We start from the raw sequence: 26,574 nt of genomic DNA, 5'->3' as shown, positions 1-26,574 counted from the left end.
TTCTAGGCTCGCGGAAGGCCCGCATCGTCGTACGTCGCGCGCGCCAGCTCGACCCTGGCGAGGTTCGCTTCGGACCAGGTCGCGAGCGTCGCGAACAGCGGCCCGAGGCTCCGGCCCAGCTCGCTGATCTCGTACTCGACCCGCGGCGGCACCTCGGGGTGGTAGGTGCGGACGATCAGCCCGTCGCGCTCGAGCTGGCGCAGGCGCTGGGTGAGGACCTTCGGCGTGATGGTGCCGATACGCCGCTCCAGCTCGACGAAGCGCTGACGGCCGAACTCGTTCAGCGCCCACAGGATCGGCGTGGTCCACCGGCTGAACACGATGTCCACAACCGGGCTGATCGGGCAAGCGGCCGTGTTCTCGGTCACGAATCCCCCTCCGATCCAATACTTTCTTCTAGGTACCTACTATACCCGCGTTGCTAGCGTCGTTCGCATGATCGTGGTTACCGGAGCAACCGGAAATGTCGGAACGCCGCTCGTGCAAGCGCTCGTGGCGGCTGGAGAAAAGGTGACGACGGTGTCCCGCCGTCCCAGCGAGACCCCAGGACATCGGCAGGCCGACCTGGCCGAACCGGCGAGCCTGAAGCCCGCGCTCGACGGGGCCGAAGCCCTGTTCCTGCTGGTGGGCAGCCAACTGCTGACCGGCGCGGCGGACCCCGGCGCCATTCTCGATACCGCGAAGGCGGCCGGGGTGCGAAAAGTCGTCCTGCTGTCGTCGCAGGGCGCGGGCACCCGACCGCACGCGCCGTCCCACGGCGAACTGCGGAGGTTCGAGAGCGCGCTGAGGTCGTCCGGGCTGGCGTGGACGATCCTGCGGCCCGGCGGTTTCGACTCGAACGCGTTGATGTGGGCGGAGTCCGTGCGCACGCGGCGGACGATCGTGGCTCCGTTCGGGGATGTCGGCCTGCCGTTGATCGACCCGGCGGACATCGCCGAGGTCGCCGCCGCGGTCCTGCGCGAGCCGGGCCACGAGGCGCGGGTTTACGTCCTCACCGGTCCCGCGCCGGTCTCGCCACGCCGGCAGGCGGCGGCGATCGGCGCCGCGATCGGCTCGGAGGTGCGGTTCCTCGAGCAGAGCCGTGAGGAGGCGCGGGCACAGCTCGTACAGTTCATGCCGGAGCCGGTCGCGGACGGCACCCTCGACATCCTCGGGCGGCCGACCGCGGAGGAACGCCAGGTCAGCCCGGACGTCGAGCGGGTGCTCGGCCGGACAGGGCGGACCTTCGCGGAATGGGCCGCGCGTACCGGTGCGGCGTTCAGGTGACCGGCGATGGCGCGAACAGCCGGTCGTAGAGCGCGACAAGCGCGTCGATCACCCCCGGTAGCAGCGCGAGCGCCACGACGAGGAACAGCGGCGCGATGACGAGCCGTTCGACCCGGCCGCCGGTGCGGAACCGCAGGAATCCCGGCGGCCGCAGTTCGTACCAGGTCTCGCCCGCGAGGGGCACGGGGAACAGGAACGGGCATCCGGACTCGGTCAGCGCGTCGCCGAGACAGTGCGTGACGCAGCCGACCGCGACCGCGGCGCCGAGCCAGCCGGTGAGCTCCCGCAACTCGCCGGCGGCGCTCGCGGTCAGCGCCCACCACGCCACCGCGCCGCCCGCGACGAGCAGCAGCCAGTCACCCAGCGCGTCGGCCGCCAGCAGCACGCCGAACAGCACCACCCCCGCGACGGCGTACCAGCCGCCGGCGCGGGTGCCCCACATCGTCAGCGCACCGAGGCCCGCCGCGAACAGCACCGTGTGCGACAGGTGCCGGTGCGTCCCCTTGCTCCGCTCGTCGCGCGGCCCCTTCGTGAGCGCGTACACGGCTGCGGACAGCCGCCGCAGCAGCCAGGACAGCACGCCGGTGACGGGCCCGAGTAACCGGGACGCGCCGGCACCGGGATGATCGAGGTCGGGCAGCAGCGCGAATCCCGCTGTGGTGGCGGCGAAGGCGACGGCCTGGTGCACCGAACTCGCGCCCACGAGCGGGGCGACGGCGAGTCCGGCGCACCAGCCGGTGAGCGCGTGGGTGTGGCCCATCATGGTGACGATCTTGGCAACACGGCCGGGTGAACGAGAGGACGACACGCGTGAGCGGGGAACTGCGGGAGTTCTGGGCGCAGCGGCACCTGGGCACGCTGACCACGCTACGGCCCGACGGCTCCCCGCACGTCGTGCCGGTCGGGGTCACGGTGGACGAGAAGTTCGAGGTGGCGCGGGTGATCTGCTCGCGCGGCAGCGTCAAGGCCCGCAATGTCCGCGGCGAGGCCCGCGTCGCCGTCAGCCAGGCGGAGGGCCGCCGGTGGTCGACCCTCGAAGGGCACGCCGTGGTGCGCGAGGATCCGGAGTCGGTACGGGACGCGGAAGACCGCTACGCCGCGCGCTACGGCCGCCGGCCCCGTCCGAACCCGGAACGCGTGGTCATCGAGATCACGATCACGCGGACTCTCGGGATGTCCTAGAGCCCCTCCCACCAGGGGTCGACGGGAGCGAGGTTGTCCACGTCGATCCGCTCGCCCGGCCGCGGCACGGTGAGCGTGACGTCGTGGGCCTTCGCCTCGCGCCAGACGCGTTCCGCGGGTTCGCTCCACCCGTGCGGCGCGAGCCGGAACGTGGCCCAGTGCACGGGAATCAGCACGCCACCTCGGGCGTCCAGATGCGCGGCGACGCCTTCCTCGGGAGTCATGTGGATGTCCGGCCACGCCGGGTGGTAGGCGCCGATCTGCACGAGCGCCGCGTCGAACGGGCCGTACTTCTCGCCGATCCGCTGGTATCCGTCGAAGTAGCCGGAGTCGGCGGTGTAGAAGACGCGGCGGCTCTCGTTCGCGATGATCCACGAAGCCCACAGCGTGTTGTTGCGGGTGAAGGCCCGGCCGGAGAAGTGCTGCGCCTCCTCCGCCGTGATGCGGACCACCCCCGCGACCTCCGTGCTGTCGTGCCAGTCCAGTTCGGTGATCCGCTCGGCGGGCACGCCCCAGCGGCGCAGGTGCGCACCGACGCCCAGCGGCACGATGAACGGCGCCTCCTGGAGACGGGTCAGCGTGCGGACCGCGGTCGCGTCCAGGTGGTCGTAATGGTCATGGGAAATGATGATCGCGTCCAGCCGCGGCAGTTCCTCGAGCCGGTGTGGCGGCTCGTGCAGGCGGCGCGGCCCGACCAGGCGGGACGGCGAAACCCGCGTTGCCCACACCGGGTCGAGCAGGATCCGCGTGCCCTCGATCTCGACCAGCGAGGACGCGTGGCCATACCACGTGATGTGCAGGCCGTCGGCCGGGTTGTCCGGCGGCCGCGGCACGAGCGGGACCGGGGCGGCCGGACGGTGCCGCCGGCCGCCGGTCAGCATCTCGCGCAGTACCCCGCGCATGCTGCTCGAGGTCAGCGGCACGGCGGGCGCGAGGTTCCGGAACCGACCGTCCCGGAACTGGGGTGAGCGCTTCATCACGTCGAGATCGGGCCTGCCGCCGAAGGCCAGGGGGATCTCCCACACGGCCCAGGCCAGCGCGCCGAGCATCGCCGGCACGGTCCACCGAAGTTTCGCCATACCCCGAAAACTACCGAGTTCTCCCTGAAGTTCCACTCAGCCGAGGTGAGCGAGTGGCCCGTCCGGGTCGGGAGGGGCGAGGCAACTGGCGAGCGGGTCGACGAGCGAGCAGGACGCCGGCCCCTGCACGAGCCGGTAGCCCTCGGGCACCCCGCCGTTGGCGATGACGTCCCGGTACACGGGCACCGCGGCCGTCGCGTGGCGGGTCAGCGACGGGTCGGTCAGAGCGTCCACTGTGTACAGCCCGAAGCGCGGCCGGTAGCTGCCCCACTCGTAGTTGTCGGTGATGCTCCAGTAGTTGTAGCCGATCACGTCGATCCCGTCGGCTTTCGCGCGCTGCACCCAGAAGATGGAGTCACGCAACGCGGCTTCACGCGGGTAGCCGTCCGCACGCGGCTTGCCGTTGTCCGTCGGTATGCCGTTTTCCACAATGTACAGTGGCAGATTCGGATAGCGGTTCGCGTAGTAGCGCAGCGCGTCGTAGATACCTTCGGGCTGCAGCTTGACGTTCCACAGGTCGCCCGAGCCAGCATTGAGCGCGGTGAGGTTGTCCAGGCTCACGCCGTAGTAGTAGTCGAGGCCGACGAAATCGACCTTGTCCCTGATCTGGTCCATCACGACGAGATCGGTCGCGGCGTTGAACCCGGCGTAGAACGACTGGTTGCTGGTCACCTTGGCGCTCGGGTCGAGGCGGTGGATGAGGTCGTAGGTCTGCCGGTGCGCGCGCACGACATCGGCCTGCCAGACCGAGATCTGCAGCGGGTTCACCGCGCCGATCTTCAGTTCTTCGCTGAGGAACGCGACGGGTTCGTTGAAGGTCACCCACAACGCGTTGGGATAGCGCGGGACGATCCGGCTCGCGAACTCGACGAAATCGTCGACGGTGCGGGGATTCGAGAAGCCGCCCTGATCGGCGACCCAGCCCGGATACACCCAGTGGCTGAGCGTGATCATGGGTGTCATCCCGGCCGCACGGATATGGCGGACGACGTCGTCGTAGTAGGCGAGTTCGCCGGCATCCCAGACGCCGGGCCGCGGCTCGACCTGCGCCCACTCGACGCTGAAGCGGAACGTGTTCACGCCCATCCCGGCGGCGAGGGCGATGTCCTCGGCGTACCGGTGGCGGAAATCGACGGCGTTGCCGTACGGATCGACGCCACCGGCCGTGGCGACATAGCGCGACCAGTTGCTGTCGGGCGCGCTCCCCTCCGACTGGAAACCGGCCGTGGCGACGCCCCAGTAGAAGGATCGCGACCAGGTGGCGGCGCTCGCGGGCTGCCAGCCGAGCATCGCCAGAACGACGACCAGGACGAAGATCACGCTCCGGCGCAACATATGAAAGAAATTTACGTTCGGCCGGGAGGGGCGTCAATACGCAACTACGGAGCGTTGACATCCGTGCCGAGCGCGGCTGGCCCTACTCCCGCGTCTCGGCGACCAGCCAGTCCAGGTAGTCCGTGCTTCCGCCCTCGATGGGGGTCGCGATGATCTCCGGGACGTCGTAACCGTGCGCGGACTTCAGCAGTGACACCAGCGGCGGCACCCGGTCCGCGGCGGTCTTGATCTCCACGCGCCACTCGGGATCGGAGTGAACTTCGCCTTCCCAGCGGTAGACGCTCGTGACCGGCCCGATGATCTGCGCGCACGCACCGAGCCGGGCGGAGACCGCCCGTCCAGCCAGGCCGCGGGCCGCTTCCTCACTGTCGATGGTGGTCGTGACGATGACGTGGTCGGGCACGCGCCCAGCCTAAGCGCCGGCGGACGGCAGGCGCACCGGCGATCCGTGTGGGCGCCCGTCAAACGGGGTATTTCGAGGTTTTATGGGACTAGGCGTGCTCGACATCGGCTCGAACTCTGCTCAGCTCCAGATCGTGGACGCGGCATCCGGCGCGCCGTCGCTGCCCGCACTGCGGCGGCACGCCCATGAGCTGCACCACCTCGCCTGACTTCTGCCGCGCCCTGGCCGTTGACGCCGGGCGCGGTCTCTTCGTAGGCTGTCTTCATATAGAGCCATTGTCTATATATGAAGACATCGGACGAGCGCACCACTGCAGACCGCAGCCCTGCTCCGGCGCTGGATGGCGGCCGGGCTGTCCTTCCCGCTGACCTCGCCGAGACGAGCCCGCTGGCGGTGCACGCGTTCGTACCGGAGATCTCCAAGGCGTTCTTCACCGCGCTGCACGTCCGAGGAGGAGGACACCGTTGACCCGAATCGCGGAAGTACGCGTCACCCCGATCCTGATCTCCGATCCGCCGCTGCTGAACCTGCAGGGCGTGCACCAGCCCTACACGCCTCGCACGATCGTCGAGGTGGTCACCGAGAACGGTGCCGTGGGTCTCGGTGAAACCTATGGGGACACCGACTATCTGAGGCTCGCCGAGGCGTTCGGGCCGCGCCTGGCCGGCGCCGGGCTCACCGTGAACGGCCTGCTCCCCGCGGTCACGGAGTGCCTGGCCGAGGTGGGTGCCGAACGGGTCGACAACACCGTGCAGGCCGAGGGCCTGCGAGGCAGCCGCACGATGGCGAAGATCGCGTCGAGCGTCTCGTCGGCGTTCGAGGTGGCGATCTACGACGCGCTGGGCCACGAACTCGGCGCGCCGGTGCACGCGCTGCTCGGAGGCAAGGTCCGCGACGCGGTCGAGTACAGCGCATACCTGTTCTACCGGTGGGCCGAACATCCCGAGCCGGACGAGCCCAACGACGGCTGGGGCGCCGCGCTCGATCCGGAAGGCGTTGTCGCGCAAGCGAAACGCATGGCGTCCGACTACGGGTTCAGCTCGTTCAAGCTCAAGGGCGGGGTGTTCGAGCCGGCGCGGGAAATCGCCGCCACGCGCGCGCTGGCCGAAGCGTTCCCCGGCCAGCCGGTGCGGCTCGATCCGAACGGGGCGTGGTCGGTCGCGACCAGCCTCGAAGTGGCCGCCGCGCTGGAAGGCGTCCTCGAGTACCTGGAGGACCCGACGACCGGCACCGCGAACATGGCGGAAGTAGCGCGGAAAACGTCGCTTCCCCTGGCCACCAACATGTGCGTGACCGCGTTCGACGAGGTCCCCGAGGCGTTCGGCAGTCGCGCCGTGCAGGTCGTGCTGTCCGATCATCACTACTGGGGCGGCCTGCGCGCGACGCAGGATCTGGCGGCGGTGTGCCGGACCTTCGGGGTCGGGATTTCCATGCACTCCAACACTCATCTCGGCATCAGCCTCGCCGCGATGACCCACGTCGCCGCGACGATCCCCGGCCTTCGTTATGCGTGCGACACGCATCGTCCATGGCAGACCGAGGACGTGATCACCCAGCCGCATACGTTCTCCGGCGGCAAGGTCGCCGTGTCCGACACCCCTGGGCTCGGCATCGAACTGGACCGCGAGGTGCTCGCGAAACTGCACGATCGTTGGCTTGGCAGCGATGTACGCCGCCGGGACGACGCCGCCGCGATGCGCCGCGTGCAGCCCGATTTCACCGCGCCGATGTTCCCCCGCTGGTGACCCAGAGCGCGGTCAGGAAGTTCCTGCAGGCCCCCCGTGTGCCGCGCGCGGCCCTTCGGAAGTCGGCGCACCGATCGTGCGATGAGAGAATGTGAGCATGCCGGAGCAACGAAAAGGCGTGCGTGACGTGAAATCGGCAGCGCGCACCGTCGAGGTTCTTGAGGTCCTGGGGAACCTCGACGGTCAACCGATCAGCCTGCGGCAGCTCGCCGAGCGCATGGACGTGCCGCGCAGCAGCCTGTACGCCCTGTTGCAGACCTTGGTCAACCGGGGCTGGGTGCGCACCGATCCGACGAACTCGTTGTACGCCATCGGTGTCCGGGCGTTGCTCGTCGGAACCTCGTACCTGGACGGCGATCCGCGGCTGGCCGCGGCCAAGCCGCATCTCGACGATCTCGGTGAGCGGCTCGGCGAGACGGTCCACTTCGCGCGTCTGGACAACGCGGATGTGGTGTACCTCGCCACGAGGCCGTCGCAGCATTACCTTCGGCCGTTCAGCAGAGTCGGCCGGCGGCTGCCGGCGTACGCGACGTCCCTGGGCAAGGCGATCCTGGCCGAACGCACCGACGCCGAGGTCGAAAAGCTGCTGCCGCCGGAAATGCCCGCCCTCACCGAGCACACCCTCGACCGGCCCGGCCTGCTGGCGGACCTGGCCGGGGTCCGGGCGCGCGGCTACGCGATCGACAACGAGGAAGGCACGGTCGGCCTGCGCTGTTTCGGGATGGCGCTGCGCTACGAAACCCCGGTCATCGACGCGATCAGCTGCTCGGTCCCCATCGCGAGGCTGAGCCCAGAGATGGAATCCGCGATCCTCGAAGCCCTCTCGAGCGCCACGGCCGCGATCGAGGTCTGCAGCCTCAGCGCCGGACGCGGTATCGCAGGTGCGTCGCGCCTCGGCCTTGAATGACGACCGGATCGTCGAAGCGCTGTGGTGCACTGGTCAGGTTGGCGAAGTATGGGATTCCCTTGCCGAGCAGCACCGGTACCAGGCTGACGTAGACCTCATCCACCAGTCCCAGGTCAAGCGCCTGCCGTGCGATGTCGGCGCTGGCGACGCTGACGTGCTTGTTGCCGGCGATCTCCCTGGCACGCGCGATACCTTCCGCGACGCCGTCGACGAAGGTCGTACGCGGCCACTTCGTGGCGTCTTCGGGCGCATTGTGGGTCACGACAACGACTGGCGCGCCGATCGGGTGGCTGTCGTTCCAACCGTTGGTCAAGTCGAACAACCGGCGGCCGCAGACGAGCGCACCAGCCCCGGCGAGAACCTCGCGCAGCATCTCCGCGCTGTTCGCGTCGACCTGGAACGACCAGCGCTCGTCGGCACTCGGCACGGTGACATCGCCGGCGCCGTACCAGCCGAACAGCTCACCGGTCCCGTCGTTGAGATCGGCGATGTAGCCGTCCAGCGACATCGTCATGTGCGTATAGACCTTGGCCATGAGGACCTCCTGTGGACTCTCCTCCCGTACAGACCGCCCGGGAGACTCGAACTCATCGGTCGCTCAGTGATCACGCAGCGGCTGGCCTCCGCAACGTCACCACGCCCAAGGTCACGATCCACCGTTGGAGCTCTAGCTGAATCGCCGCAGGCGCAGGGAATTGCTGACGACGAAAACGGAGCTGAAGGCCATCGCCGCGCCGGCGATCATCGGGTTGAGCAGGCCGGCCGCGGCGAGCGGCAACGCGGCGACGTTGTAGGCGAACGCCCACCACAGGTTCCCCTTGATCGTCGCCAGCGTGCGCCGCGAGAGCCGGATCGCGTCCGCGGCCACACGCAGATCGCCACGCACCAGGGCCAAGTCACCGGCCTCGATGGCGACGTCGGTGCCGGTGCCCATCGCCAGGCCGAGGTCCGCCTGCGCGAGCGCGGCCGCGTCGTTCACGCCGTCGCCGACCATCGCCACCCGCCGGCCCTCGTCCTGCAGCCGCTTGACGACGTCGACCTTGCCCGCGGGCAGGACCTCGGCCACGACCTCGTCGATGCCCACCGCACGCGCCACTTCCCGGGCCACGGCCTCGTTGTCCCCGGTCAGCAGGACCGGCCGCAAGCCGAGCGCGGTGAACCTCCGGATCGCCTCGGCCGAGGTCGGCTTGACCGTGTCCGCGACCTCGAGCACCGCCCGCGCCGCGCCGTCCCAGCCGACCACGATCGCCGTGCGGCCGAGCTTTTCCGCGTCGGCCTTGGCTTCCGCGAGCTCCGGCGGCAGCTCGTCGAACAGGGCGGCCCGGCCCACGACGACCGATCGCCCGTCGACCGAACCGCGCACCCCGAGACCTTCGACGTTCACGAACTCCGTGACCTCGCCGGCGTCCGGCGTGGCGATGGCCTTTGCGATCGGGTGTTCCGAGCCACGTTCGAGCGCGCCCGCGAGCCTCAGCACCTCGGCCCGGTCCTCGCCGGGTGCGAGCCGCACGCCGACGAGCGACATCCGGCCCGTGGTGACGGTTCCGGTCTTGTCGAGCACGATCGTGTCGATGCGGCGGGTGCTCTCCAGGACTTCGGGGCCCTTGATGAGAATGCCGAGCTGCGCGCCGCGCCCGGTGCCGACCAGGAGCGCGGTCGGCGTGGCCAGTCCCAGCGCACACGGGCACGCGATGATCAGCACCGCGACCCCGGCGGTGAACGCGGCCGAGGGGCTCCCGCCCACGATGGACCAAACCGCGAGGGTGCCGAGCGCGAGCACCAGCACGATCGGCACGAACACCCCGGCGACCCGGTCGGCGAGCCGCTGGACCTGTGCCTTCCCGGTCTGCGCCGCCTCGACCAGCTGGGCCATCTGCGCCAGCTGCGTGTCCTTGCCGACGCGGGTCGCGCGCACGACGAGCCGCCCGCCCGCGTTGACCGTCGCCCCGGCCACGGCATCCCCGGGCGCGACCTCGACCGGGACGGACTCGCCGGTGAGCATGCTCGCGTCGACTGCCGAAGCACCTTCCTCGACCACGCCGTCGGTGGCGATCTTCTCCCCCGGCCGCACCACGAACCTGTCGCCCACCACGAGCTGGTCGGCGGGGATGCGCACCTCGGCACCGTCCCGCAGGACCGCGACGTCCTTCGCGCCGAGCTCGAGCAGCGCACGCAGGGCGGCCCCGGCACGCCGCTTCGATCGTGCCTCGAAATACCGCCCGGCCAGCAGGAACGTGATGACCCCGGCCGCGACCTCGAAGTAGATGGCGTCACCGGTCGAGCGCTCGATCGTCAGCTCGAACGGATGCCGCATCCCGATCATCCCGGCGTTGCCCAGGACGAGCGCGTAGAGCGACCACAGGAACGCGGCGAGCGTGCCGACCGAAATCAGCGTGTCCATGGTCGCGGCGCCGTGCCGCAGGTTCGTCCAGGCCGCCTTGTGGAACGGCCACGCCGCCCAGGCGATCACCGGGGTCGTCAGCGCGAGCGAAACCCACTGCCAGTAGTCGAACTGCCAGGCCGGAACCATCGCCAGGACGACGACCGGCACGGCGAGCACGGCGGACACGACAAGCCGGCGCCGCAGCGGGCGGGTCAGGTCCTCGTCCCGCTCCGGCTGCGGCAGCGCCGCGGTGTACCCCGCGGCCTCGACGGTTTCGACCAGGCGCTGTGGATCCACGCCGGCGGGAAAGGTCACGTTGGCCTTTTCCGTGGCGTAGTTGACCGTGGCCGTGACGCCGTCGAGCTTGTTCAGCTTCTTCTCGACCCGCATCGCGCAGGACGCGCAGGTCATCCCGCCGATCGCGAGCTCGAGACGGTCGCGGTCCGCCGTGGCGGTCATCAGGCGACCTGGTAACCGGCCTCATCGACCGCCGCCCGAACGTCCTCGTCGCGCAGCTCGCGCAAGCTGACGACGGTCACGAGGCCGGTCGGCAGGTCCACCGAGACGGACTCGACGCCCTCGATCTGGCCCACTTCCTCGCTGACCGCGTTGACACAGTGCTCGCAGGTCATGCCCGTAACGGTGTAGGTGGTCTCAGTCATGATTCAAACTGTACCCCCTACCCGTAAGGGGCGTCTCACTCGGCGGGCACCGTCCAGCGTTCTTCGATCCGCCCGACCCGCCACACCACCAGCGCCACGATCCAGGTGACGGCGAACAGGCCCACGATGGCGAAACCCGCATAGTCCAGGTTCACGTTCCCGATCGCGGCGAGTGGCCCGCTGGTGATGCCCAGCTGGTGCGTGAGCACCCCGACCAGCTCGATCACCCCGATCAGCAACGCGACCAGGACGGACAGCGCGGTCACGGTGATGTTGTAGAAGATCCGGCGCACCGGCCGCGCGAACGCCCAGTCGTAGGCTCGGTTCATGAACACCCCGTCGGCCGCGTCGAACAGGGTCATCCCCGCCGCGAACAGCACCGGCAACACCAGGATGGCGTACCACGGCAGGGCGAACGCGGCCGCGCCGCCGGCAAGCACGAGCAGGCCGACCTCGGTCGCCGTGTCGAAGCCGAGCCCGAACAGCAGGCCGACCGGGTAGATGTGCCATGGCTTGCGCACCGCGGCCGTCGCCCGGCCCAGGATCCGGTTGAGGAAGCCGCGCTTGCGCAGGTGCTCCTCCAGCTGCGACTCGGTGAACTCGCCCGCGCGCATCCCGCGGAACACCTTGAGGATCCCGACGAGCACGACCAGGTTGACCAGCCCGATCAGGCACAGGAACAGCCCGGACACGGACACGCCGACGACCCCGGTGACCTGGTGCAGGGCCGACGAGCCGCTCTGGAGCTCACCGGCCAGCGCCCGCACACCGAGCGAGAGCAGCAGGCACAACCCGAACACGACGCTCGAATGCCCCAGGGAGAACCAGAATCCGACGGTCAGCGGCCGCTGCCCGTCTCCGATGAGCTTGCGGGTGGTGTTGTCGATCGCGGCGATGTGGTCCACGTCGAACGCATGCCGCATGCCCAGCGTGAACGCCGTGACCCCGAGCCCGATCCCGAAGACCTGCGCGTTCCCGAGCGAATAGTGCTCAGGCACGACGAACAGCGTCAACACCCCCCAGCCCAGCACGTTGAGCACGATCACGAACGCGGCCATCGCGGCCACCGGACCCCAGTCACGCTTGCTCATACCTGACAGCATAATCAGATGAGCAATCGAAGGGGGTTTCGCTTTCGTCTCGGAATACGGGGAGCGGGTATGATGGGCCTGAAGTCGAGCACGAAGGTGGGCAAGGTAATGGCAAGCTACAGCGACGACAAGGACGCCTACCTCAAGCGCCTCCGCCGCATCGAAGGGCAGATCCGGGGCCTGCAGCGGATGGTCGAAGAGGACAAGTACTGCATCGACATCCTGACCCAGGTTTCCGCCGCGACCAAGGCGCTGCAGTCGTTCTCGCTCGAGCTGCTCGACGAGCACCTCTCCGGCTGCGTCGTCGACGCCGCGAAGGCCGGCGGACGCGAGGCCGAGGTCAAGGTGCGCGAAGCCTCCGATGCGATCGCCCGTCTCGTGAAGTCCTGACTCTTGGTGCCGTAGCACGGCCAGCGTTCTCCGCGATCACACTGACGCCCTATGCGGGGCAACGGCCATACGATCTCGCCGTCTGCCGCCCGCCAACCGTCCTGGCAACCAAACTGTCCACATCGGACCAGACGCGCACGGCCTCCTGAACCACCTCCGAACTGTCACACCCCACCCCTAGTATCGAACCCGTGTTCGACAGAAGTGTCACCAGCGCGGGCTCAGCCGGCCGGCGGCAGGGCATCATGCCCGTAGACCCGCCTGCTCTCGATCGACCCGTCCCGCCGCTGAATGTTCAGCAGGCTGGGCCTGTCCCGGCGCGCGAGCCGCGCGGCAGCGGTCACCGCCTCGCGTTTGCGCCCGTGATGCGAGACGATCTGATCCACGCGCCGGACGTCCCAACTGCCGTACAGCGGCGAAACCCAGTAAACGGTGCAGATCATGGTGAATCCCCTTCCCCAGACGGTGTTGCACTGCCGCAACCAGGTATCCCGGTCACAACGCAGTGTTGCACATCCGGAACAACGATGCAATACTGCAAGACAGAAGGAAGGTGAGCGGGGATGACGGGACGCCTGGACGCGGCCAGGTTGTACGCGGCGCTCGACGCGGAACGCGCCGCCCGGGGCCTGTCGTGGCGACAGCTGGCGGCCGAGGCAGGCGTGAGCGCCTCACTGGTCAGCCGGATGGGCAACGGGCACCGCCCCGATCTGGACGGGTTCATCGCGCTCGTGCAGTGGCTCGGCATGCCGGCCGAGACGTTCATGGTGTGGCCGGAAGGCATGCGTGTGAAGCATTCCCGGCCGTCACTGGAGGCGCAGCTGGCCCCGCTGCTGCGCGCCGAGAAGGAACTCAGCGAGTCCGACCAGCAGCACGTGCTGGACGTCGTCGGTATCACGCTTCGGCACATGAGGTCCCGGAACATGGGAGGGTGAAGTGGTCCTCAGACGCGGCTTCAAGAAGGAAGCCAGACAGCTCGCACTCGAGGTTAGGGAGGAACTGGGCACGGAGGTGTTCGCGCCGCTCGACCCGTATGCGCTCGCCGAACTCTACGGCGTCGAGATCTTCGATCTCACCCAGCCCGGGCTGCCGCCGGAGTCGGTGCGGTATCTGACCGAGCTCCGGCCGCACGTGTTCTCGGCGGCGCTGATCCCGCTGCATCCCAGCGGGACGATCATCATCGAGAACCACGTGCACCATCCGAAACGGCGCCGGTCGACGATCGCCCACGAGATGGCCCATGTCCTGCTGGAACACCAGTTCGGCGCCATGCTCACCGACGAGCACGGCTGCCGCTCCGCGGTCCGCGAAATCGAGGAGGAGGCCGCGGAGCTGGCCGGCGAGCTCCTCGTCCCCACCGACGCGACGCGCCTGGCGGCGTTCAAGGGCTGGTCGGATCAGTCGGTGGCGAGCTACTTCCGGGTCAGCGTCCCGATGGCGCAGTGGCGGATGAACGTCACCGGTGCCCGGCGCATCGCGTGCCGCTGGCGGGCCAGGGCGACGCGTCCCGGCTATGCCTTCGCGCAATGAGTCCACACTCGACAGTCGAAGGGAATCGGGGCCGCGCCGCTATTTCGAATGTGTACTCAGGTAGCACCAGCCCTGAAGGCCCTGTGAGCGGGCGAACTCGACGACGACTGCCCAGGCCACCCCTGGGCCGGCTGCGGAAGTCAGGCTGGCTCACGGCCCCTCACTTCAGAAGTCTCGCGGCGCATCCACGGTCACGTCCGGCATCCGCTCGGCTCCTGAGTGTACTCAGCACACTGATCGTGTCCGGAGATTTGGCGCGGCTACAGCCATCCCGTCGCGTGATGCCACAGGCTCTCGGCGCCTTTGGCGGTATCCCCCGCGACGTGCTTGGCGGTGCTCTCGCCGTCGTGGGCCAACGTCTTCGCGTCGTCGACGGTGTCACCGGCCTGTTTCGTGATCCCGTCGAGGCCGTCGTGGACGGCATGGGAGAAGTGCCCGTGAAAGAGGTCGACAGCCACGTCCTTGTCCATGTCGAGCAGGTCCGACGCATGGTCGACCGCGCCCTGTGCGGCGTGCCCGCCGATCGTGACGGCCCCCTGCAGGAAGTCGCCGCTGACGTGGTTGAAGGTCCGGTGCACGTCGGTCACCGAGTCGACCAGTGCGCCCAGTTTCTCGTGTCCGTGAGTGCTGAGGTAGTCGCCCGCCTTGGACAGCACGGCGTCCTCGACGTCCCCGGGAAGATCGTGCAGCACCTTCGCGACCTCACCCGAGCCGACCGGATGCTGGTAGGTCTCGTACGCGGCGGCGGCCGCGAGACCCGCGGGCCCGCCTTCGATCCCCAGAGCCGCGATCCCGGCATCGATCCCGACACCCGTCATCCCGCTCATGATGGTCTTGCCGAAGTCGCCGTGGTGGGCGAAACCGTCGGCCATCGTCAGGGCCGCCAGGATGCCGCCGGAAGCGCTCAGGCCCTTGCCGAACTCCTTGTCCAGCCCCAGCGTCTTCCACTGCTCGGACTTCCGCAGCAGCGTGGTCGCCTCTTGCAGCAGGGTCTTGCCCGTCTCCACGCCCTTGCCCGTGTCGGCACCGTGGTACAGGACGTCGATCAAAGCGTTCTTCGCCGCATCGGTGAACTCCGCGGCCTTCGTGCGCAGCACGGACTCTCCGGCCTCGGAAATGAAAGCGCGCAGGACGTTGAGGTCACCGAGTCCGTTGAGGCCACTGCCGACACCGCCGGAGAGGTACCGGTGGTAGAGACCATCGAGGAAGTTCTTCGCTCCCTTCTCGATCGTGCGCGCCTCCGAGGCCTGCTTGCTCGCGGCCAGATAGGCGACGGTCTTTCGAGCATGCGCCTGTTGCGCCTGGGTCGCCTCGATGTGGTCCCGCACCTGCTGCGGGGTGGCCGAACCGTCCGGCGGCAGCGCCGCCACCGGTTCCGGCGGCGGTCCCGGTGCTTCGATCTGGTCGCCGGTCACGGTCAGGCCGCCCGCCGTCGCGGTCTCCCGCGCCTGACCCATCCGTTCCTGTGCCTTCGCGAGTTCGTCGGCATAGCGGTGGAATCCGCCGCCCACGTCCTTGGCCGCGGCCGCGATGTCATCGCCCTGCCGGGCGTGCCGCGAAAGTCGCGTGTGGAACGACTCGCCGCCCTTGCCCCACCAGCCGGATTCGACCTCGGTACGGGCGCGGTGCACGTCGCTGGTCCGGTCGAAAACCCCGTTCGCCAGCGTGCTTTCCAGCCAGGTCCCGGCGGTCCGGATCGAGCCGGGGTGGCCGTCGATACGAGTGTCGATGGACATGCTTCACTCCACTCCAGCGCCGTGCAGGCCCGCCGCGGTTTCGTCGTCTGTCGTGACATAACCGGCCCGTGCGCTCGCAACCTGGTCGCCCGCCGCGCCGACCTCGGTGGCGAACACCGCCGCGGCCCCCGAAAGCGCGGCCAGCAGATGTGCCAGTCGCCCGCTCATGTCGCCGCCATCGGGCGCGGCCGGCGCCGAATGCCCCAGCTCCGGCCCGCCGCGCAGCAGATCGTGTGCCCGGCGCAACGCCTCCGGATCGACCCCGAACCCCATGCTCCTGCCCCCTCACCAGCGAACGCTCTCGTGCTCGATCGTGCGGCCGGGAATCGGGAGGTCCAGCGCGACGGCGTCCGCGCAGACGGCGGAACGCAGCTCGGCGATCGCGTCCAGCCGGATCCCGATCCAGGCCTGCCGCGTGCCGCGGCACAGTACGAGCGCCGTGATCGAGCTGTAGACCGTCAGGACCCGGCGGCCGTCGTGCGTGCCGCACAACTCGACGATGACCCGGTCGCTGCCGGGCCGTGGCGGGCGGCACGGCAGGTAACCCACCGGCGGCGCGCCGGGCCGCCCGCTCTCCTCGCCTTCCGTCCTCGCACCCCCTCGGCCGATCTGGCTCGATCTTGACCGGTCGAAAGGTGCGGTACCAGGGGAGAACATGACGATGGCACCTTGCTGCCACCAGTCGGGGCGAAAGCGTCGCTAACCCGGCTCCCCCGCGCCGAACAGTTCGGCCGCCGCGCGCGAACGCAGCCGTTCGAGCCGGGTGATCTGGCTTCGCCCGGCGGCGATCAGCTCGTCGAGCCGGCCGGTGTCCAGGCGGGGGTCGGCGCTCGCGCGGGCCCGGAGCGTGCGCCATCCGGCCACCTTGGCCTCGATCCCGAGGCGCATCGCCTCGAGTTCCACCACGCGGCTCAACGGCGATCGGGTCACCACACGCCCGTTGAGATTGGCCCTGCCGAGCTTCGCCGCCGCCCAGCCCGCCCAGATCTCCACGCGCCGGACCGGTTCGCCGAGCGACGCCATGATCTGCAGCAGTGCCGCCCGATCCTGCTCGATCTCCTCGGCGAGCCGCTCGAGCTTGCCGTTACCCGCCCAGTCAGCTTCGGCGCGCGCGAGCCGTCTGGCCGCGTCGGCGCAGGTCATCGCGGCGGCCAGGTGATCGTTGAGGTAGATCCCCAGCAACGAGCGACGCACGCCCCATCGAGTACCCATCCGGACGACCGCCAATCACCGAACCTGCCGAGCCGATCACACCCTAATCACCGGCCGCCACCCGACGCCAGGCCTTTCCGCAGCAGAACGTGCCCGCACATCCATTGTGGACATTTCTGGGTCATTCCGGGTGGTTGCCCGCGCTGATGCGGTACGGGCTGGTCACCCCGGCGTACATCAGGTGGGTCACGAGACCCTCCGCGGCATGCGGAAGGTTGTGACAGTGGTCCATCCAGATGCCGGGGTTGTCCGCGACGAACGCGAGTTCGTAGGTTTCCCCGTCCTCCACGTTGAGCGAGTCGACCCACCACGGGCTTCCCGACGCCGGCTCGCCGTTGCGTGACAGCACCACCGCACGGTGGCCGTGCAGGTGCATCGGATGCACCTCGCCGCTGCCGTTCGACACCCGCATCCGGACGACGTCACCTTCGGACACCATGAACATCGGGACGTCCGGGAACTGATGCCCGTTGATCGTCCACCACATCCCGGGCATACCGTCGAGCAAACCCGGCCGCCGCCCGATCGCGTACTCGAACCGCCTCGTCGCCGTGTCCGGGTCGAAGCCGAGCGTCGCGGGGGTGCCGTAGTGGAGCGGATCCAGTACGCGGCCCGGCTTCGGCACCGGCTGCCCCAGATCGCCTGACGGGGTCAGGACGAGCGCGGCCGAGCCGCCCAGTTCCACCCGCACGGGTGCGGCCCCGACCTCCACCTCCAGGTCCGCGCGCCCGCCCGCGGTCACCGTCACCGCCTGCCCGGTCACGACCGCGGCGCCGTGCACTTCCCCGCCGTCGATCGCGACCAGCCGGTACGGGGCACCGGTCCACACGGCCATCGGGCCGTTGTCGGTGTTGATCACCCGCACCCGCGTGGTTCCCGTGGCCGTGACGGGCACCGCGCCCGGCAGCCCGTTGACCGTGCGATGGCCGTTGTAGACGTGGACAAGCGCCACGACGTCCGGCGCTTCACTGATCACCAACGCGCCGAACAGCCCCTGCCGCACCTGCTCGTGTGACAACTGGTGCGAGTGGTACCAGTACGTGCCCGCGCGCGTCGCCACGAACCGGTACGCGAACGACTCACCGGGCGGCACGGCATCCTGTGTCACGCCCGCGACGCCGTCGGCCGCGTTGGGCACGTCGACTCCGTGCCAGTGCAGGGTCACCCCCTCCGGCACCGACTCGTTGACCAGCCGGACTTCGACCAGTTGCCCTTGCCGTGCACGAATTTCCGGCCCGGGCGAGCGTCCGTTGAAGGTGTACCCGTCGACCCGCATGCCAGGCGCCAGATCGAAACTCTGGCGCCTGGCAACCATCGTCATCGACACGTCGGCCGGACGATCCGCGGGCGCGGTCAGCCTGTCCAACGGAATCCCGGCCCCGTGCGCGCCCGCATGGCCGCCGCCCCAGTCGGGATAACCCATTTCCGTCGCCGAATACGAGTCCGGCAGCAGGCTGTGCTGCCAGAACCAGGCGACAGGGGCCAGCACGGCGACAGTCGCCGCGATCGCGGCAAGCCTAGACCTCCGCACGGTCGGCCACCGGTTCGGCCGGCACCGGTTTCGGCGTCTTCGCACGGCGCGCCGTCACCAGCGCGACGGTGAACACCGCGAGCGCATTGATCCCGTGCAGCAGGCCCAGCAACGGTGTCGAGTGGCCGAGGAAGCCCAGTTCCGCCTGCAGTGCGACGAGCAGCAGGAGGCCGAGCGCCCACCATGAACCGCGCGGTATCCGCGCGAAGAACGACACGATCAGCAGTAGCAGCACGATCGCGGGCACGACCATCGACCCGTTGATGCCGTGCGCGATGAACCCGACGGCTTCGCTGAAGGCCTGGTCGTCGTTTTCCAGGGTCGCCTTGTCGGCCACCCCGCCGTTGTCGATCCACCGGCCGAGTCCGGCCACGGCGTACACCATCGCCGCCGCCTGCACCACCACTTCCAGCGCCAGCAAGTACGCCAGCACGCGATAAACGGTTCTCATGACTCCCGCCTTTCCGGTTGAGCAGGAGCCAGACGTTAGGAGCGCCAGGCGGTCCGCGGAACGTGGCCGGCCGGGGGTTTCGCCCCCGGGGTGGACCGCGGGGTGCGGATGCGGGTTTCCGCCATGGACTGGCGGGCCACGGCGGCCGACAATGCTGAGATGGCGCCACGGTGGTCCGCATTGGCGAGGTGGACGGGCATCGTGCTCGGTACCGCCGGGCTCGGTGCGGCGTTCGGGCACGCCTTCCTCGGCGCGGACAACACGCTCGGCACGCTCGGCTGGATCACGTTCGGCGTCGTGCCGCTGTTCGCCGTCGGCATCTGGCTGGTGCACAAGCGGCCCGACCATCCGCAGGCCCGGCGGATGCTGCTGCTGAGCAGCGCACTCGCGGTCAACGTCGGGATCGAAGGCCCGATCGGCGCGGCCTTCAACCGCTATGGTCCAGGCGACTGGTTCTGGGCGGCGAACCTGGTCTCGCAGCTCGCCGGGCTGCTGAGCCTGATCGGCGGAGTGCTCCTGCTGGCGTCCTTTCCGGACGGTGTGGTCGAGCGCCGGTGGCAGCGGATCCTGCTGCGCCTGGCGTGGGCGCATCTGCTGTTGCCTCCGTTGCTGCTGCTGTGCAGCCCCACCCTGGTCGTCGACCGTTACCTGCTCGCCGACGCACCCGCGATCCCCAACCCGTTCGCGGTGCCATGGCTCACGTGGCTGGCCGGACCGCTCACTGCTCTCGTAGCCGGCTACTACGCGGGTTTCGTCTCGATCTCGCTGCTGTTCGTCCGGTTCTTCCAAGCCGACCGCCCGCAGCGCGCGAGGATGCGGCTGCTGGTCTGGGTGACGGTCCTCGTGGTGGCGCTCTACCCGCTCGATTTCGTCCTGTCGGCGCGGTTCGGCAACCCCGACCCGGCGTGGCTGAAGCTGCTGGAGGCCGCCGGGGTCGTCCTGCTCGCGATGATCCCGGTGGCGATCGTCATCGGCATCGTCCGGCACCGGTTGTTCGACATCGAACTGGTCGTCCGCCGCTCCGTGGTGTTCGCGGCCCTGTCATTGCTCATCGCGGTTGTCTACTTCGGACTCGCGGCGGCGCCGGGACTCGCGCTGGGCGATCGGCTCCCGGTCGAGCTTGCGGTGGTGCTCACGATCATCGCGGCGACGGCGTTCCAGCCGCTGCGCAGCCGGCTCGAGGGCATAGCCGACCGGCTGGTGTTCGGCCGGCGGGTCAACCGTTACCAGCTCGTCACCGAGTTCGGGGCGGCCCTGGAGCGCACGGTCGAACTCGGCGAGCTGCTGCCGAGGCTCGCCACGACCGTCCAGACCGGACTGGCGGCGCCGTGGGTGCGGGTCACTCGCCGCGGCGCGACCGCGACCGCGGGCGAACCCGATGGCGAACCCGCGCTGCGCGTCCCGCTCGAACACGGCGGCGACGTGATCGGGCATATCGAATGCGGGACGAAGGAGGGAGGGTACGAGCCGGCGGACCGGGAGCTACTGTCCACAGTGGCCACTCAGGCCGCGACCGCGATCGCCAACCTCGACCTCACCGCGCGGCTGGCCGAGCAGGTCGCCGAACTCGGCCGGTCACGAGCGCGGCTCGTGGCAGCCGAGGACGCCGAGCGGCGCCGGATCGAGCGCAACATCCACGACGGCGCGCAGCAGCAGGTGGTGGCGCTGATCATGAAACTGCGGCTGGCGCGCAACCAGCTCGACCGCGGCGAGCGCGCGCCCCACGACGTGCTCACCGAACTGCAGCGCGACACCAAGGACCTGCTCACCGACCTGCGCGAGCTGGCCCACGGCATCCATCCGCCGGTGCTGAGCGACCAGGGGCTCGTCCCGGCGGTCGAGGCCAGGGTGGACCGGCTGCCGCTCGAGGTCGCGGTGCAGGCCGGGGACGAGCTGCGCGAGCAGCGCCTGGGGCCCGAGGTCGAAGGGGCCGCGTACTTCGTGATCTGCGAGGCGCTGACCAACGTCGTGAAGCACTCGGCCGCGCGTACCGCGAACGTCGACCTGTCCCGGCGCAACGGGACGCTCTTCGTGCGCGTGCGCGACGACGGCGTCGGGTTCGCCGGGGCGAGCGGGCACGGGCTGACCAACCTCCGTGACCGCGTCGAGGCTGTCGGCGGCACGCTCCAGGTGGACAGCGCGGCCGGCGCCGGGACGTCGATCCGGGCGGAGCTGCCGGTTGGGGCCTCCGATGAGTGAGCGTCTGCGGGTCGTGCTCGCCGAGGACAACTACCTTGTCCGGGAAGGGACCCGGCGGTTGCTGGAAGATTCGGGAGAGGTGGAGATCCTGGCCGCGGTCGGCACCGCCGAGGAGCTGCGCGACGCCGTGCGCCGACTGCGGCCCGATGCCGTGCTCACCGACATCCGGATGCCGCCCGGGCACCACATGGAAGGCATCGAGGCCGCGCACGCGATCCAGGCCGAGCACCCGGGCGTCGGGGTGGCGGTGCTGTCGCAGCACACCGACGGAAGCTACGCGTTCGCGTTGCTGCGAAACGGAACCGCGGGCCTGGCGTACCTGCTCAAGGACCGGCTGGGCGACCTGGAGGACCTGACCCGCGCGCTGCGGGAGGTCGCCCGCGGCGGCTCGGTGATCGATCCGCAGGTCGTCGACGCCCTCGTCGCCCGCGGCACGAAGACCGTCACCTCGCCGCTGGCCTCGCTCACCCAGCGGGAACTCGACGTGCTGCGCGAGATGGCGCAGGGCAAGACCAACGCCGGCATCGAGCGGGCGCTGCACCTGTCGACTTCGACGCTGGAGAAACACATCAGCTCGATCTTCGGCAAGCTCGGGATCGCCGACGAACCGGTCCACCGCCGCGTCGCCGCCGTGCTCGCGTTCCTCCGCGAACGCCCCGAAGCGAGTTCTTGATCTCGTTCAGGCAGGTCCGGCGGACGGGACCCGCGCGGCTCATCGGTAGGGATCCGTGATCTCGCACAGCTTTTCCAGCGTCTCGCGCAGCTGCGCCATCCTTCGCTTGCCCACGTGTTTCTCCCATTCCGCCTCGACGCGCGCGACCTCACCGTCGGCGATCGGCGCCGCCGCCTTGGCCTTGTCCGTCAGGCACACCAGCCGCGCCCGGCCGTCCGTCGGGTCCGGCACGCGCTCCACCCAGCCGGACTTCTCCAGCTGGTCGACCAGGAACCCCGCGGTCTGCTTGGTGACCTGCGCCGCCTCGGCAAGCTCGGTCAGGCGGCTGCCGTTCGCCGCGATCCGCTGGAGCAGCCGCGCCTGGGCGATCGTGACGTCGAAGCCCGCGGCGGAGATCGTGTCGAGCACGCGGTTCTCCAGGTGCCGGTGCGGGATGAAAAGCAGCAGTCCGATGTTCACCGCGCTCCTTGACGATAGTCAGAGACTCTGATTAAAGTAGTCAGACCATCGTATCAAACTTTGGCGAGGTTGCCATGGATACCACGGAAAAATGGGCAGCGGTTGACAAGGAACGCGCTCGCGTGGCCGACCTGCTCGACGACCTGTCCGAGGTCGAATGGACGCACCCGTCGCTGTGTGAGAACTGGCGCGTGCTCGATGTCGCGGCCCATCTCACGGCCGGCCCGCACATGTCCGTCCTCGCCGCGCTGAAGGCGTTCGTCAAGGCGCGAGGCAACTTCAACCGGATGGTGTACGCGACCGCGAAGGATCTGGCGGCGACCAAGACGCGCGCCGAACTGGTCGGCCTCATCCGGCAGTCGGTCGGCTCACGCCGGCTCGCGCCGAGTCAGAGTCTCGACAACGCGCTGATGGACGTCCACGTGCACGCCCAGGACATCGCGATCCCGCTGGGCCGCCACCTTCCCATGCCCGTCGAGGCCGCGGTCGCGTCGGCGGATCACCTGTGGGAGATCGGGTTTCCCTTCCATGCCCGCCGGAAGTGGTCGGGACGACGTCTCATCGCGACGGACGCCGAGTGGAGCGCGGGCGAGGGTGCCGAAATCAGCGGCCCGATCGAGGCGCTGGTCATGCTACTGGCCGGGCGCACGGCGACGGTGCCCCGGCTGAGTGGGATCACACCCTGAGCGGTGCGGGGGCGACGAACCGCCCCCGCACCTTCAGGTTCCTACAACCGGATCCGAACCACGCTGCCGGCCGGGCCCGGGCAGGCGCCGCAGTCCGACACGTAGGCCTTGCCGTCCTTCAGCGCCAGACCGCCCGGAAGCGTCAGGCTCTGGGAAACGATCTCCGGCGATCCATGCCGGTCCACCCGAAGCAACGCGCCCGACGGGTCCGTGTCCGCACCCAGCAGGCCGTTGTGCGCGATCTCCAGCACGTACAGTTTGCCGTGGTCGAAACCGATGTCGATGATGTTGGTGAACCCTTCCGCGTAGATCTGCGGTGCGTGCCCTGGCACCACGCGGTACACCCTGGCGGCGCCCTTCGGGAAGGGGAAGCCGGTCAGTTCACCGACGTAGAACGCGCCATCCGGGCCACGCACGACCGAGGTGGGCACCGACTGCATCGGGATCTTGGTCCCCGGCGGCAGGCCGAGGAACGGTGGCGCGTCGACCAGCCGGTCGGGGAACGTGGCGATCGTGGAGATCTTTCCGTTGGCCGCGACCCAGAGCAGGTCGTTACCACCGGCGTCCGCCACCGCTTCGCCGCCCGGCAAGGCCGCGACCGAGTTGGGGTTGGTGTCCACCTCGCCACCGTCGGGGTTGGCCTTCACCTCGTAACCCGAGATGTCGGTGACCGGTTTTCCGTTGCGCAGCAACCAGCCGAGTTGCTGCCCGGCAGGCGGTAGCTGTGGCCGCACCGTGGTCGGGTTCCCACCGAGGCCGAGCGTCGCGTACATGTTGCCCGTGCCTTGGAACGAAACGTCGGATGGCCCGACCGCGTTCGATCCGTCCGGAGCCGCAAGCGACGGCAGTCCGGTCACCACGCGCTTCTGGCCCTGATCGGTGATCCGCATGATCGAGCCGCTGGTGCCGAAGCACACGAGTCCACCTTCGGGTCCCGGAGCGCAGGGGCCCGCGCCCCCGGTCCCCGCCTCCGCGACGTAAAGCCCACCGTCCGGGGCGAAAGCCAGGCCCCGCGGCGAGTTCAGGCCGCTCGCTATCTTCACTTGCCCGGCGCCGCCCGCTTCCGCGGCGACCGGAACGAGAACTGCCGCGAACGCGGTCACGGCTGTCACCAGTAGTCGGGTTGTTCGCATAGGCCCGTCCTTTCGCGCCGTCTGCCCCCTTCTGCGGAGACGACCGAGGCGCGAAACGCGTTACTGGCACATTTTCACGAGGGTGAAACTCCCGGCAGGCCGGGAAATCACCGGCCACGGCAGCATCCCGGTCGCGACTCCCCTGCGGGGTACGCACCGCTTTCAATCGGTAACAATCCGCGGCCAAGGCTCGTCCCGAGCGTCTGCAATGCTCGCTGCGGCTTCTGCTACGTGACACCCCGGTTCGCGAGGCCCGCGCGCCTCTCACCGATTTCCCGGGATCGTCGCGCCATTCCTCGCTCGAAAACTGCAGTCGGGTCAGACGTAGCTGTCTTCGAGGTAAACGCCGACCAGATCAGGGAACTCGTCGTAGTCCTTCGTCATGACAGGTCCCGTTCGATCGGAGCATCTTGGCAGGTCGGCAGGCAGTCGTCGAGCGGTCGACCGGCGCCGACGGGGCGTGCACTGGCTCGACAATGCCCGGACGCATGAAGAGCCCCGTGCGGTGCGACGGCTGCGGCGATGATCCGAGCTGGTTGATCCGTGTCAGGCGTGGACCGCCGTTCGATGACCTCGGCCCCGGCAAGCCCGGGCCTTCGAACCCTGACCTTGTCGGCTGGCTGATGCGGTCAGCTCGGCCGATCAGCTGCTTGATCCGTCGTAGGAACGAAACCATGCACGACATCGCTGCGAACGGTGTCGACTTCACCGCATCCATCAACGCCCAGGAATGGCACGCGGCGTGGTGTCCACCTCCTGACCCGCCGGGTACGCCGCACGGCGGCGCGGAGGCGGTATGCGTCGTCGCCGGCCGGATCGTCGTTGTCAGCCAAGACGGACGGCGATGGGGCCTACCCGCCGGCCGCTCCGAACTGCCGACTCCTCGGGTTCAGCCGGGCGTCTGCGTGCAAGGGCCAGAGGAAGGGCTGGTACTGATCCGGTCGATGTGGCGGGCAGAAGTGCGCCTGGCCCCGTGGTACCCGCGTTTCGCAGATAGCCCCACCGCCGTCTCGTGCCGGCGGAGTAAGTGTTGGCGAACCAGTGACACCCCTCGCGGGCGCGCGAAGATCTCGTAGCCCTCACCCAGGACGTCGGCCATGCGCTGCCCCCCGAGATTCCTAGCTCCGAGGCAGCGAGATCAGCGCGGGAGGGAGCTGGCCGGTCTACTCCTTGAGCGTCTTAAGCTCCCCACCAGCCAAGGTTGGGACGTCAGCGGACCATCCACAGGTCAAGCACACGTCATTGAGGCACTGCAAGCCGTGGCCATGTAGCTGGACGGTGCAGGCGCCGCCCCCCGGATTGCCGATGCACAAGCACGAGAAACTCACTGGCGCCGCCGCGGAGAATGGCTGGAGAATAACTCCCGGACCGGAAACACGGATCCTGTTTTGGTCGTCCTGTTCGAAACTTCCTCCCACATCAAGCAGACTTCCCTGGATGAACACTGCGCGCTGAAGGTTGTCCTTCATTGCTCCATCAATGTCGACTTGGCGATCAGCGTGATCCCGCGCGATGTGATCTTCGAGCGACCGTCGCACCTCATCTGATTCCCCTATCAGCATTAGCCGACACGATGAGTCTGGAATAACGCTTCGGCATTCCAGGAACTTCATTGGCATGTGGACCTCCAGTCAACTGGTGCCATGCGCATCCCCCGGCGGTCGGCACAACGTTGCCATCGGAACCCAGAAAATTCGAGAGTCAAAGGTCCCTGACGGGACCTCGCCGTGCCGCGCGGCGCCAAGCGGCCGATGGACCGCATTCGCGAGGAAGGCTTGCCCAGCACACCAAGGCCGGGGTGATCGACTGGACAGGCCGATCTTCCCGAACAGCGAGGGCGGCTACGTCAACGCCTCGAACCTGACCAACCGCTACTGGATGCCCTACGGTCAGCGGCCAAGACGGCCGGGAACTGGTCGACAACGCTGACTTAACCGCCCGGCAGATCGCGGACGTCCTCGGGCACTCGCACCCGTCCATGACGCTCAACAACTGCCTGGGCCGTACGTCAGGTTGTGGCTTTGTGGCATGCCTGCGGAGCTGGCGATTCTTGTATTGCCAGTGCCATGCCGATTTCCGGCGAGTCCAGGAGGCACATCGGGGTCGATAGCGGGTTGTTGCCCCCGTCTGGTGGGCTGCCGGGGTTGGCGGGACTTCCGGCTGCTTGTCGCGGCGGGGGAGGATGACCGGAGGCGGCGGCCGGTCGCTGCTGTGGTCGCGCGGACCGCGTCGGGCGTTCCTGGGCAGTGGTGGCGAGGGGTGTGATGCCGATCTGAAGGACGGCCACCCCGGCGGAATAGACACGCATCCACGCCAGCACTGCCTGGACATAGGCATCCGAAGGGTTGTAACTGAAGATCGCGGCAGCAAGTTCTTCGGCGTTGCCAAGGTCGCGCCCGCCGGTGCAGAGGTAATGCGCGGCCGAAGCCGTGGCGTCGACGATATTGACGTGATCTCAACGACTTTCATTTGATCATTCGATGTTCAAAATGGGTCAGGGTGAGTGCGGCTTTCACGATGT

The 26,574-nt window shown here is 68.9% G+C and carries 31 protein-coding genes; 13 read left to right on the top strand and 18 right to left on the bottom strand.

Annotated elements, in window-relative coordinates:
* Positions 1-2: 2 nt before the first annotated feature.
* A complete protein-coding gene (locus tag FG385_RS04100; RefSeq protein WP_200834292.1) occupies positions 3-368 on the bottom strand; it encodes a winged helix-turn-helix transcriptional regulator in 366 nt (121 codons plus the stop codon).
* 67 nt (positions 369-435) lie between these two features.
* Here FG385_RS04100 and FG385_RS04095 point away from each other — a divergent pair, with 67 nt between their 5' ends.
* Positions 436-1,266 carry an SDR family oxidoreductase gene (locus FG385_RS04095; protein ID WP_139095247.1) on the top strand — a complete coding sequence of 277 codons (831 nt, stop codon included), beginning with the start codon at positions 436-438 and terminating at the stop codon, positions 1,264-1,266.
* Here FG385_RS04095 and FG385_RS04090 read toward each other — a convergent pair.
* Entirely contained in the window at positions 1,259-2,026 is a 768-nt protein-coding gene (locus FG385_RS04090) for a metal-dependent hydrolase (RefSeq protein WP_139095547.1), read from the bottom strand. The genes FG385_RS04095 and FG385_RS04090 overlap by 8 nt on opposite strands.
* Before the next feature lie 50 nt (positions 2,027-2,076).
* On the opposite strand from FG385_RS04090, the gene FG385_RS04085 reads away from it, so the two are divergent.
* Positions 2,077-2,448 carry a PPOX class F420-dependent oxidoreductase gene (locus FG385_RS04085; RefSeq protein WP_327436814.1) on the top strand — a complete coding sequence of 124 codons (372 nt, stop codon included), beginning with the start codon at positions 2,077-2,079 and terminating at the stop codon, positions 2,446-2,448.
* On the opposite strand, the gene FG385_RS04080 is transcribed toward FG385_RS04085, so the two are convergent.
* The 3 genes from FG385_RS04080 to cutA form a co-directional block, all read right to left on the bottom strand.
* Positions 2,445-3,527, bottom strand: a complete 1,083-nt coding sequence (locus FG385_RS04080; protein ID WP_139095245.1) for an MBL fold metallo-hydrolase — start codon at positions 3,525-3,527, stop codon at positions 2,445-2,447. The genes FG385_RS04085 and FG385_RS04080 overlap by 4 nt on opposite strands.
* 36 nt (positions 3,528-3,563) lie before the next feature.
* Positions 3,564-4,862, bottom strand: a complete 1,299-nt coding sequence (locus tag FG385_RS04075; protein ID WP_139095244.1) for a glycoside hydrolase family 1 protein — start codon at positions 4,860-4,862, stop codon at positions 3,564-3,566.
* An 82-nt stretch (positions 4,863-4,944) separates the two neighbouring features.
* A complete protein-coding gene (gene cutA / locus FG385_RS04070) occupies positions 4,945-5,265 on the bottom strand; it encodes a divalent-cation tolerance protein CutA (RefSeq protein WP_139095243.1) in 321 nt (106 codons plus the stop codon).
* 285 nt (positions 5,266-5,550) lie between these two features.
* Between cutA and FG385_RS04065 the strand changes: the two genes are divergently transcribed.
* From FG385_RS04065 to FG385_RS04055, 3 genes are all read left to right on the top strand, one after another.
* A complete protein-coding gene (locus FG385_RS04065) occupies positions 5,551-5,733 on the top strand; it encodes a hypothetical protein (protein ID WP_139095242.1) in 183 nt (60 codons plus the stop codon).
* Entirely contained in the window at positions 5,730-7,010 is a 1,281-nt protein-coding gene (locus FG385_RS04060) for a glucarate dehydratase family protein (RefSeq protein ID WP_139095241.1), read from the top strand. The genes FG385_RS04065 and FG385_RS04060 overlap by 4 nt, the downstream gene beginning before the upstream one ends.
* Positions 7,011-7,107: 97 nt before the next feature.
* Complete coding sequence (locus FG385_RS04055; protein ID WP_139095240.1) at positions 7,108-7,917, top strand: IclR family transcriptional regulator; 810 nt, start codon at positions 7,108-7,110, stop codon at positions 7,915-7,917.
* On the opposite strand, the gene FG385_RS04050 is transcribed toward FG385_RS04055, so the two are convergent.
* The 4 genes from FG385_RS04050 to nicT all read right to left on the bottom strand — a co-directional run bounded on the left by FG385_RS04050 (position 7,868) and on the right by nicT (position 12,053).
* Positions 7,868-8,452 (bottom strand): dihydrofolate reductase family protein, encoded by a 585-nt coding sequence (locus tag FG385_RS04050; RefSeq protein ID WP_139095239.1) that lies wholly within the window; start codon positions 8,450-8,452, stop codon positions 7,868-7,870. The two genes, FG385_RS04055 and FG385_RS04050, sit on opposite strands and share 50 nt — an antisense overlap.
* A gap of 132 nt (positions 8,453-8,584) precedes the next feature.
* Entirely contained in the window at positions 8,585-10,759 is a 2,175-nt protein-coding gene (locus tag FG385_RS04045) for a heavy metal translocating P-type ATPase (RefSeq protein ID WP_139095238.1), read from the bottom strand.
* Positions 10,759-10,962: a heavy-metal-associated domain-containing protein gene (locus tag FG385_RS04040; protein ID WP_139095237.1), complete on the bottom strand. Its 204-nt coding sequence runs from the start codon at positions 10,960-10,962 to the stop codon at positions 10,759-10,761. The genes FG385_RS04045 and FG385_RS04040 overlap by 1 nt, the downstream gene beginning before the upstream one ends.
* Positions 10,963-10,997: 35 nt before the next feature.
* The gene (gene nicT, locus FG385_RS04035; RefSeq protein ID WP_235022374.1) at positions 10,998-12,053 is read right to left on the bottom strand and encodes a Nickel transporter NicT; all 1,056 of its coding nucleotides are present in this window, start codon (positions 12,051-12,053) and stop codon (positions 10,998-11,000) included.
* Between the two features lie 108 nt (positions 12,054-12,161).
* Between nicT and FG385_RS04030 the strand changes: the two genes are divergently transcribed.
* On the top strand, positions 12,162-12,443 hold the full coding sequence (locus FG385_RS04030) for a metal-sensitive transcriptional regulator (protein WP_139095236.1): 282 nt from the start codon (positions 12,162-12,164) through the stop codon (positions 12,441-12,443).
* Positions 12,444-12,664: 221 nt separating this feature from the next.
* Here FG385_RS04030 and FG385_RS04025 read toward each other — a convergent pair whose 3' ends face one another.
* On the bottom strand, positions 12,665-12,886 hold the full coding sequence (locus FG385_RS04025; RefSeq protein ID WP_139095235.1) for a DUF2188 domain-containing protein: 222 nt from the start codon (positions 12,884-12,886) through the stop codon (positions 12,665-12,667).
* Positions 12,887-13,006: 120 nt separating this feature from the next.
* On the opposite strand from FG385_RS04025, the gene FG385_RS04020 reads away from it, so the two are divergent.
* A complete protein-coding gene (locus tag FG385_RS04020) occupies positions 13,007-13,378 on the top strand; it encodes a helix-turn-helix domain-containing protein (RefSeq protein ID WP_139095234.1) in 372 nt (123 codons plus the stop codon).
* 1 nt (position 13,379) lies between these two features.
* Positions 13,380-13,973, top strand: a complete 594-nt coding sequence (locus FG385_RS04015) for an ImmA/IrrE family metallo-endopeptidase (protein ID WP_139095233.1) — start codon at positions 13,380-13,382, stop codon at positions 13,971-13,973.
* 260 nt (positions 13,974-14,233) lie between these two features.
* On the opposite strand, the gene FG385_RS04010 is transcribed toward FG385_RS04015, so the two are convergent.
* The 6 genes from FG385_RS04010 to FG385_RS03985 all read right to left on the bottom strand — a co-directional run bounded on the left by FG385_RS04010 (position 14,234) and on the right by FG385_RS03985 (position 18,903).
* Entirely contained in the window at positions 14,234-15,709 is a 1,476-nt protein-coding gene (locus tag FG385_RS04010) for a hypothetical protein (RefSeq protein ID WP_139095232.1), read from the bottom strand.
* A gap of 3 nt (positions 15,710-15,712) precedes the next feature.
* Positions 15,713-15,982, bottom strand: coding sequence for a hypothetical protein (locus tag FG385_RS04005; protein ID WP_139095231.1), 270 nt, complete (start codon positions 15,980-15,982; stop codon positions 15,713-15,715).
* Positions 15,983-15,994: 12 nt separating this feature from the next.
* A complete protein-coding gene (locus FG385_RS04000; RefSeq protein ID WP_139095230.1) occupies positions 15,995-16,366 on the bottom strand; it encodes an SAV_915 family protein in 372 nt (123 codons plus the stop codon).
* Between the two features lie 42 nt (positions 16,367-16,408).
* The gene (locus FG385_RS03995) at positions 16,409-16,903 is read right to left on the bottom strand and encodes a hypothetical protein (RefSeq protein ID WP_200834291.1); all 495 of its coding nucleotides are present in this window, start codon (positions 16,901-16,903) and stop codon (positions 16,409-16,411) included.
* 139 nt (positions 16,904-17,042) lie between these two features.
* Positions 17,043-18,452, bottom strand: coding sequence for a multicopper oxidase family protein (locus FG385_RS03990; RefSeq protein ID WP_139095228.1), 1,410 nt, complete (start codon positions 18,450-18,452; stop codon positions 17,043-17,045).
* Complete coding sequence (locus FG385_RS03985; RefSeq protein WP_139095227.1) at positions 18,439-18,903, bottom strand: DUF6220 domain-containing protein; 465 nt, start codon at positions 18,901-18,903, stop codon at positions 18,439-18,441. The genes FG385_RS03990 and FG385_RS03985 overlap by 14 nt, the downstream gene beginning before the upstream one ends.
* Positions 18,904-19,011: 108 nt before the next feature.
* Between FG385_RS03985 and FG385_RS03980 the strand changes: the two genes are divergently transcribed.
* Both FG385_RS03980 and FG385_RS03975 read left to right on the top strand, forming a co-directional pair.
* Positions 19,012-21,102, top strand: coding sequence for a GAF domain-containing sensor histidine kinase (locus tag FG385_RS03980; RefSeq protein WP_139095226.1), 2,091 nt, complete (start codon positions 19,012-19,014; stop codon positions 21,100-21,102).
* Positions 21,095-21,775 (top strand): response regulator transcription factor, encoded by a 681-nt coding sequence (locus tag FG385_RS03975; RefSeq protein ID WP_139095225.1) that lies wholly within the window; start codon positions 21,095-21,097, stop codon positions 21,773-21,775. The genes FG385_RS03980 and FG385_RS03975 overlap by 8 nt, the downstream gene beginning before the upstream one ends.
* A 39-nt stretch (positions 21,776-21,814) precedes the next feature.
* On the opposite strand, the gene FG385_RS03970 is transcribed toward FG385_RS03975, so the two are convergent.
* Entirely contained in the window at positions 21,815-22,234 is a 420-nt protein-coding gene (locus FG385_RS03970; protein WP_139095224.1) for a MarR family winged helix-turn-helix transcriptional regulator, read from the bottom strand.
* Positions 22,235-22,308: 74 nt separating this feature from the next.
* On the opposite strand from FG385_RS03970, the gene FG385_RS03965 reads away from it, so the two are divergent.
* Positions 22,309-22,920, top strand: a complete 612-nt coding sequence (locus FG385_RS03965; RefSeq protein ID WP_139095223.1) for a maleylpyruvate isomerase family mycothiol-dependent enzyme — start codon at positions 22,309-22,311, stop codon at positions 22,918-22,920.
* Between the two features lie 41 nt (positions 22,921-22,961).
* Here the strand turns inward: FG385_RS03965 and FG385_RS03960 are convergent, their stop codons facing one another.
* Positions 22,962-24,053 (bottom strand): ScyD/ScyE family protein, encoded by a 1,092-nt coding sequence (locus tag FG385_RS03960; RefSeq protein WP_139095222.1) that lies wholly within the window; start codon positions 24,051-24,053, stop codon positions 22,962-22,964.
* A gap of 1,388 nt (positions 24,054-25,441) precedes the next feature.
* Between FG385_RS03960 and FG385_RS33770 the strand changes: the two genes are divergently transcribed.
* Both FG385_RS33770 and FG385_RS03955 read left to right on the top strand, forming a co-directional pair.
* A complete protein-coding gene (locus FG385_RS33770; RefSeq protein WP_160148725.1) occupies positions 25,442-25,600 on the top strand; it encodes a hypothetical protein in 159 nt (52 codons plus the stop codon).
* A 635-nt stretch (positions 25,601-26,235) separates the two neighbouring features.
* A complete protein-coding gene (locus FG385_RS03955; RefSeq protein WP_139095221.1) occupies positions 26,236-26,526 on the top strand; it encodes a hypothetical protein in 291 nt (96 codons plus the stop codon).
* The last annotated feature ends 48 nt before the right edge of the window (positions 26,527-26,574 follow it).

This window comes from Amycolatopsis alkalitolerans (genome assembly GCF_006152065.1).
Taxonomy (GTDB): domain Bacteria; phylum Actinomycetota; class Actinomycetes; order Mycobacteriales; family Pseudonocardiaceae; genus Amycolatopsis_E; species Amycolatopsis_E alkalitolerans.
This window is presented reverse-complemented; position numbering and strand designations above follow the sequence as displayed.

Coding starts and splice junctions, on each gene's coding strand:
- FG385_RS04095 (WP_139095247.1), top strand. CDS start 436: ATGATCGTGGTTACCGGAGCAACCGGAAATGTCGGAACGCCGCTCGTG.
- FG385_RS04090 (WP_139095547.1), bottom strand. CDS start 2,026: ATGGGCCACACCCACGCGCTCACCGGCTGGTGCGCCGGACTCGCCGTC.
- FG385_RS04080 (WP_139095245.1), bottom strand. CDS start 3,527: ATGGCGAAACTTCGGTGGACCGTGCCGGCGATGCTCGGCGCGCTGGCC.
- FG385_RS04075 (WP_139095244.1), bottom strand. CDS start 4,862: ATGTTGCGCCGGAGCGTGATCTTCGTCCTGGTCGTCGTTCTGGCGATG.
- FG385_RS04065 (WP_139095242.1), top strand. CDS start 5,551: ATGAAGACATCGGACGAGCGCACCACTGCAGACCGCAGCCCTGCTCCG.
- FG385_RS04055 (WP_139095240.1), top strand. CDS start 7,108: ATGCCGGAGCAACGAAAAGGCGTGCGTGACGTGAAATCGGCAGCGCGC.
- FG385_RS04050 (WP_139095239.1), bottom strand. CDS start 8,452: ATGGCCAAGGTCTATACGCACATGACGATGTCGCTGGACGGCTACATC.
- FG385_RS04045 (WP_139095238.1), bottom strand. CDS start 10,759: ATGACCGCCACGGCGGACCGCGACCGTCTCGAGCTCGCGATCGGCGGG.
- FG385_RS04040 (WP_139095237.1), bottom strand. CDS start 10,962: ATGACTGAGACCACCTACACCGTTACGGGCATGACCTGCGAGCACTGT.
- nicT (WP_235022374.1), bottom strand. CDS start 12,053: ATGAGCAAGCGTGACTGGGGTCCGGTGGCCGCGATGGCCGCGTTCGTG.
- FG385_RS04030 (WP_139095236.1), top strand. CDS start 12,162: ATGGCAAGCTACAGCGACGACAAGGACGCCTACCTCAAGCGCCTCCGC.
- FG385_RS04025 (WP_139095235.1), bottom strand. CDS start 12,886: ATGATCTGCACCGTTTACTGGGTTTCGCCGCTGTACGGCAGTTGGGAC.
- FG385_RS04020 (WP_139095234.1), top strand. CDS start 13,007: ATGACGGGACGCCTGGACGCGGCCAGGTTGTACGCGGCGCTCGACGCG.
- FG385_RS04010 (WP_139095232.1), bottom strand. CDS start 15,709: ATGTCCATCGACACTCGTATCGACGGCCACCCCGGCTCGATCCGGACC.
- FG385_RS04005 (WP_139095231.1), bottom strand. CDS start 15,982: ATGGGGTTCGGGGTCGATCCGGAGGCGTTGCGCCGGGCACACGATCTG.
- FG385_RS04000 (WP_139095230.1), bottom strand. CDS start 16,366: ATGTTCTCCCCTGGTACCGCACCTTTCGACCGGTCAAGATCGAGCCAG.
- FG385_RS03985 (WP_139095227.1), bottom strand. CDS start 18,903: ATGAGAACCGTTTATCGCGTGCTGGCGTACTTGCTGGCGCTGGAAGTG.
- FG385_RS03980 (WP_139095226.1), top strand. CDS start 19,012: ATGCGGGTTTCCGCCATGGACTGGCGGGCCACGGCGGCCGACAATGCT.
- FG385_RS03975 (WP_139095225.1), top strand. CDS start 21,095: ATGAGTGAGCGTCTGCGGGTCGTGCTCGCCGAGGACAACTACCTTGTC.
- FG385_RS03965 (WP_139095223.1), top strand. CDS start 22,309: ATGGATACCACGGAAAAATGGGCAGCGGTTGACAAGGAACGCGCTCGC.
- FG385_RS03960 (WP_139095222.1), bottom strand. CDS start 24,053: ATGCGAACAACCCGACTACTGGTGACAGCCGTGACCGCGTTCGCGGCA.
- FG385_RS03955 (WP_139095221.1), top strand. CDS start 26,236: ATGACCGGAGGCGGCGGCCGGTCGCTGCTGTGGTCGCGCGGACCGCGT.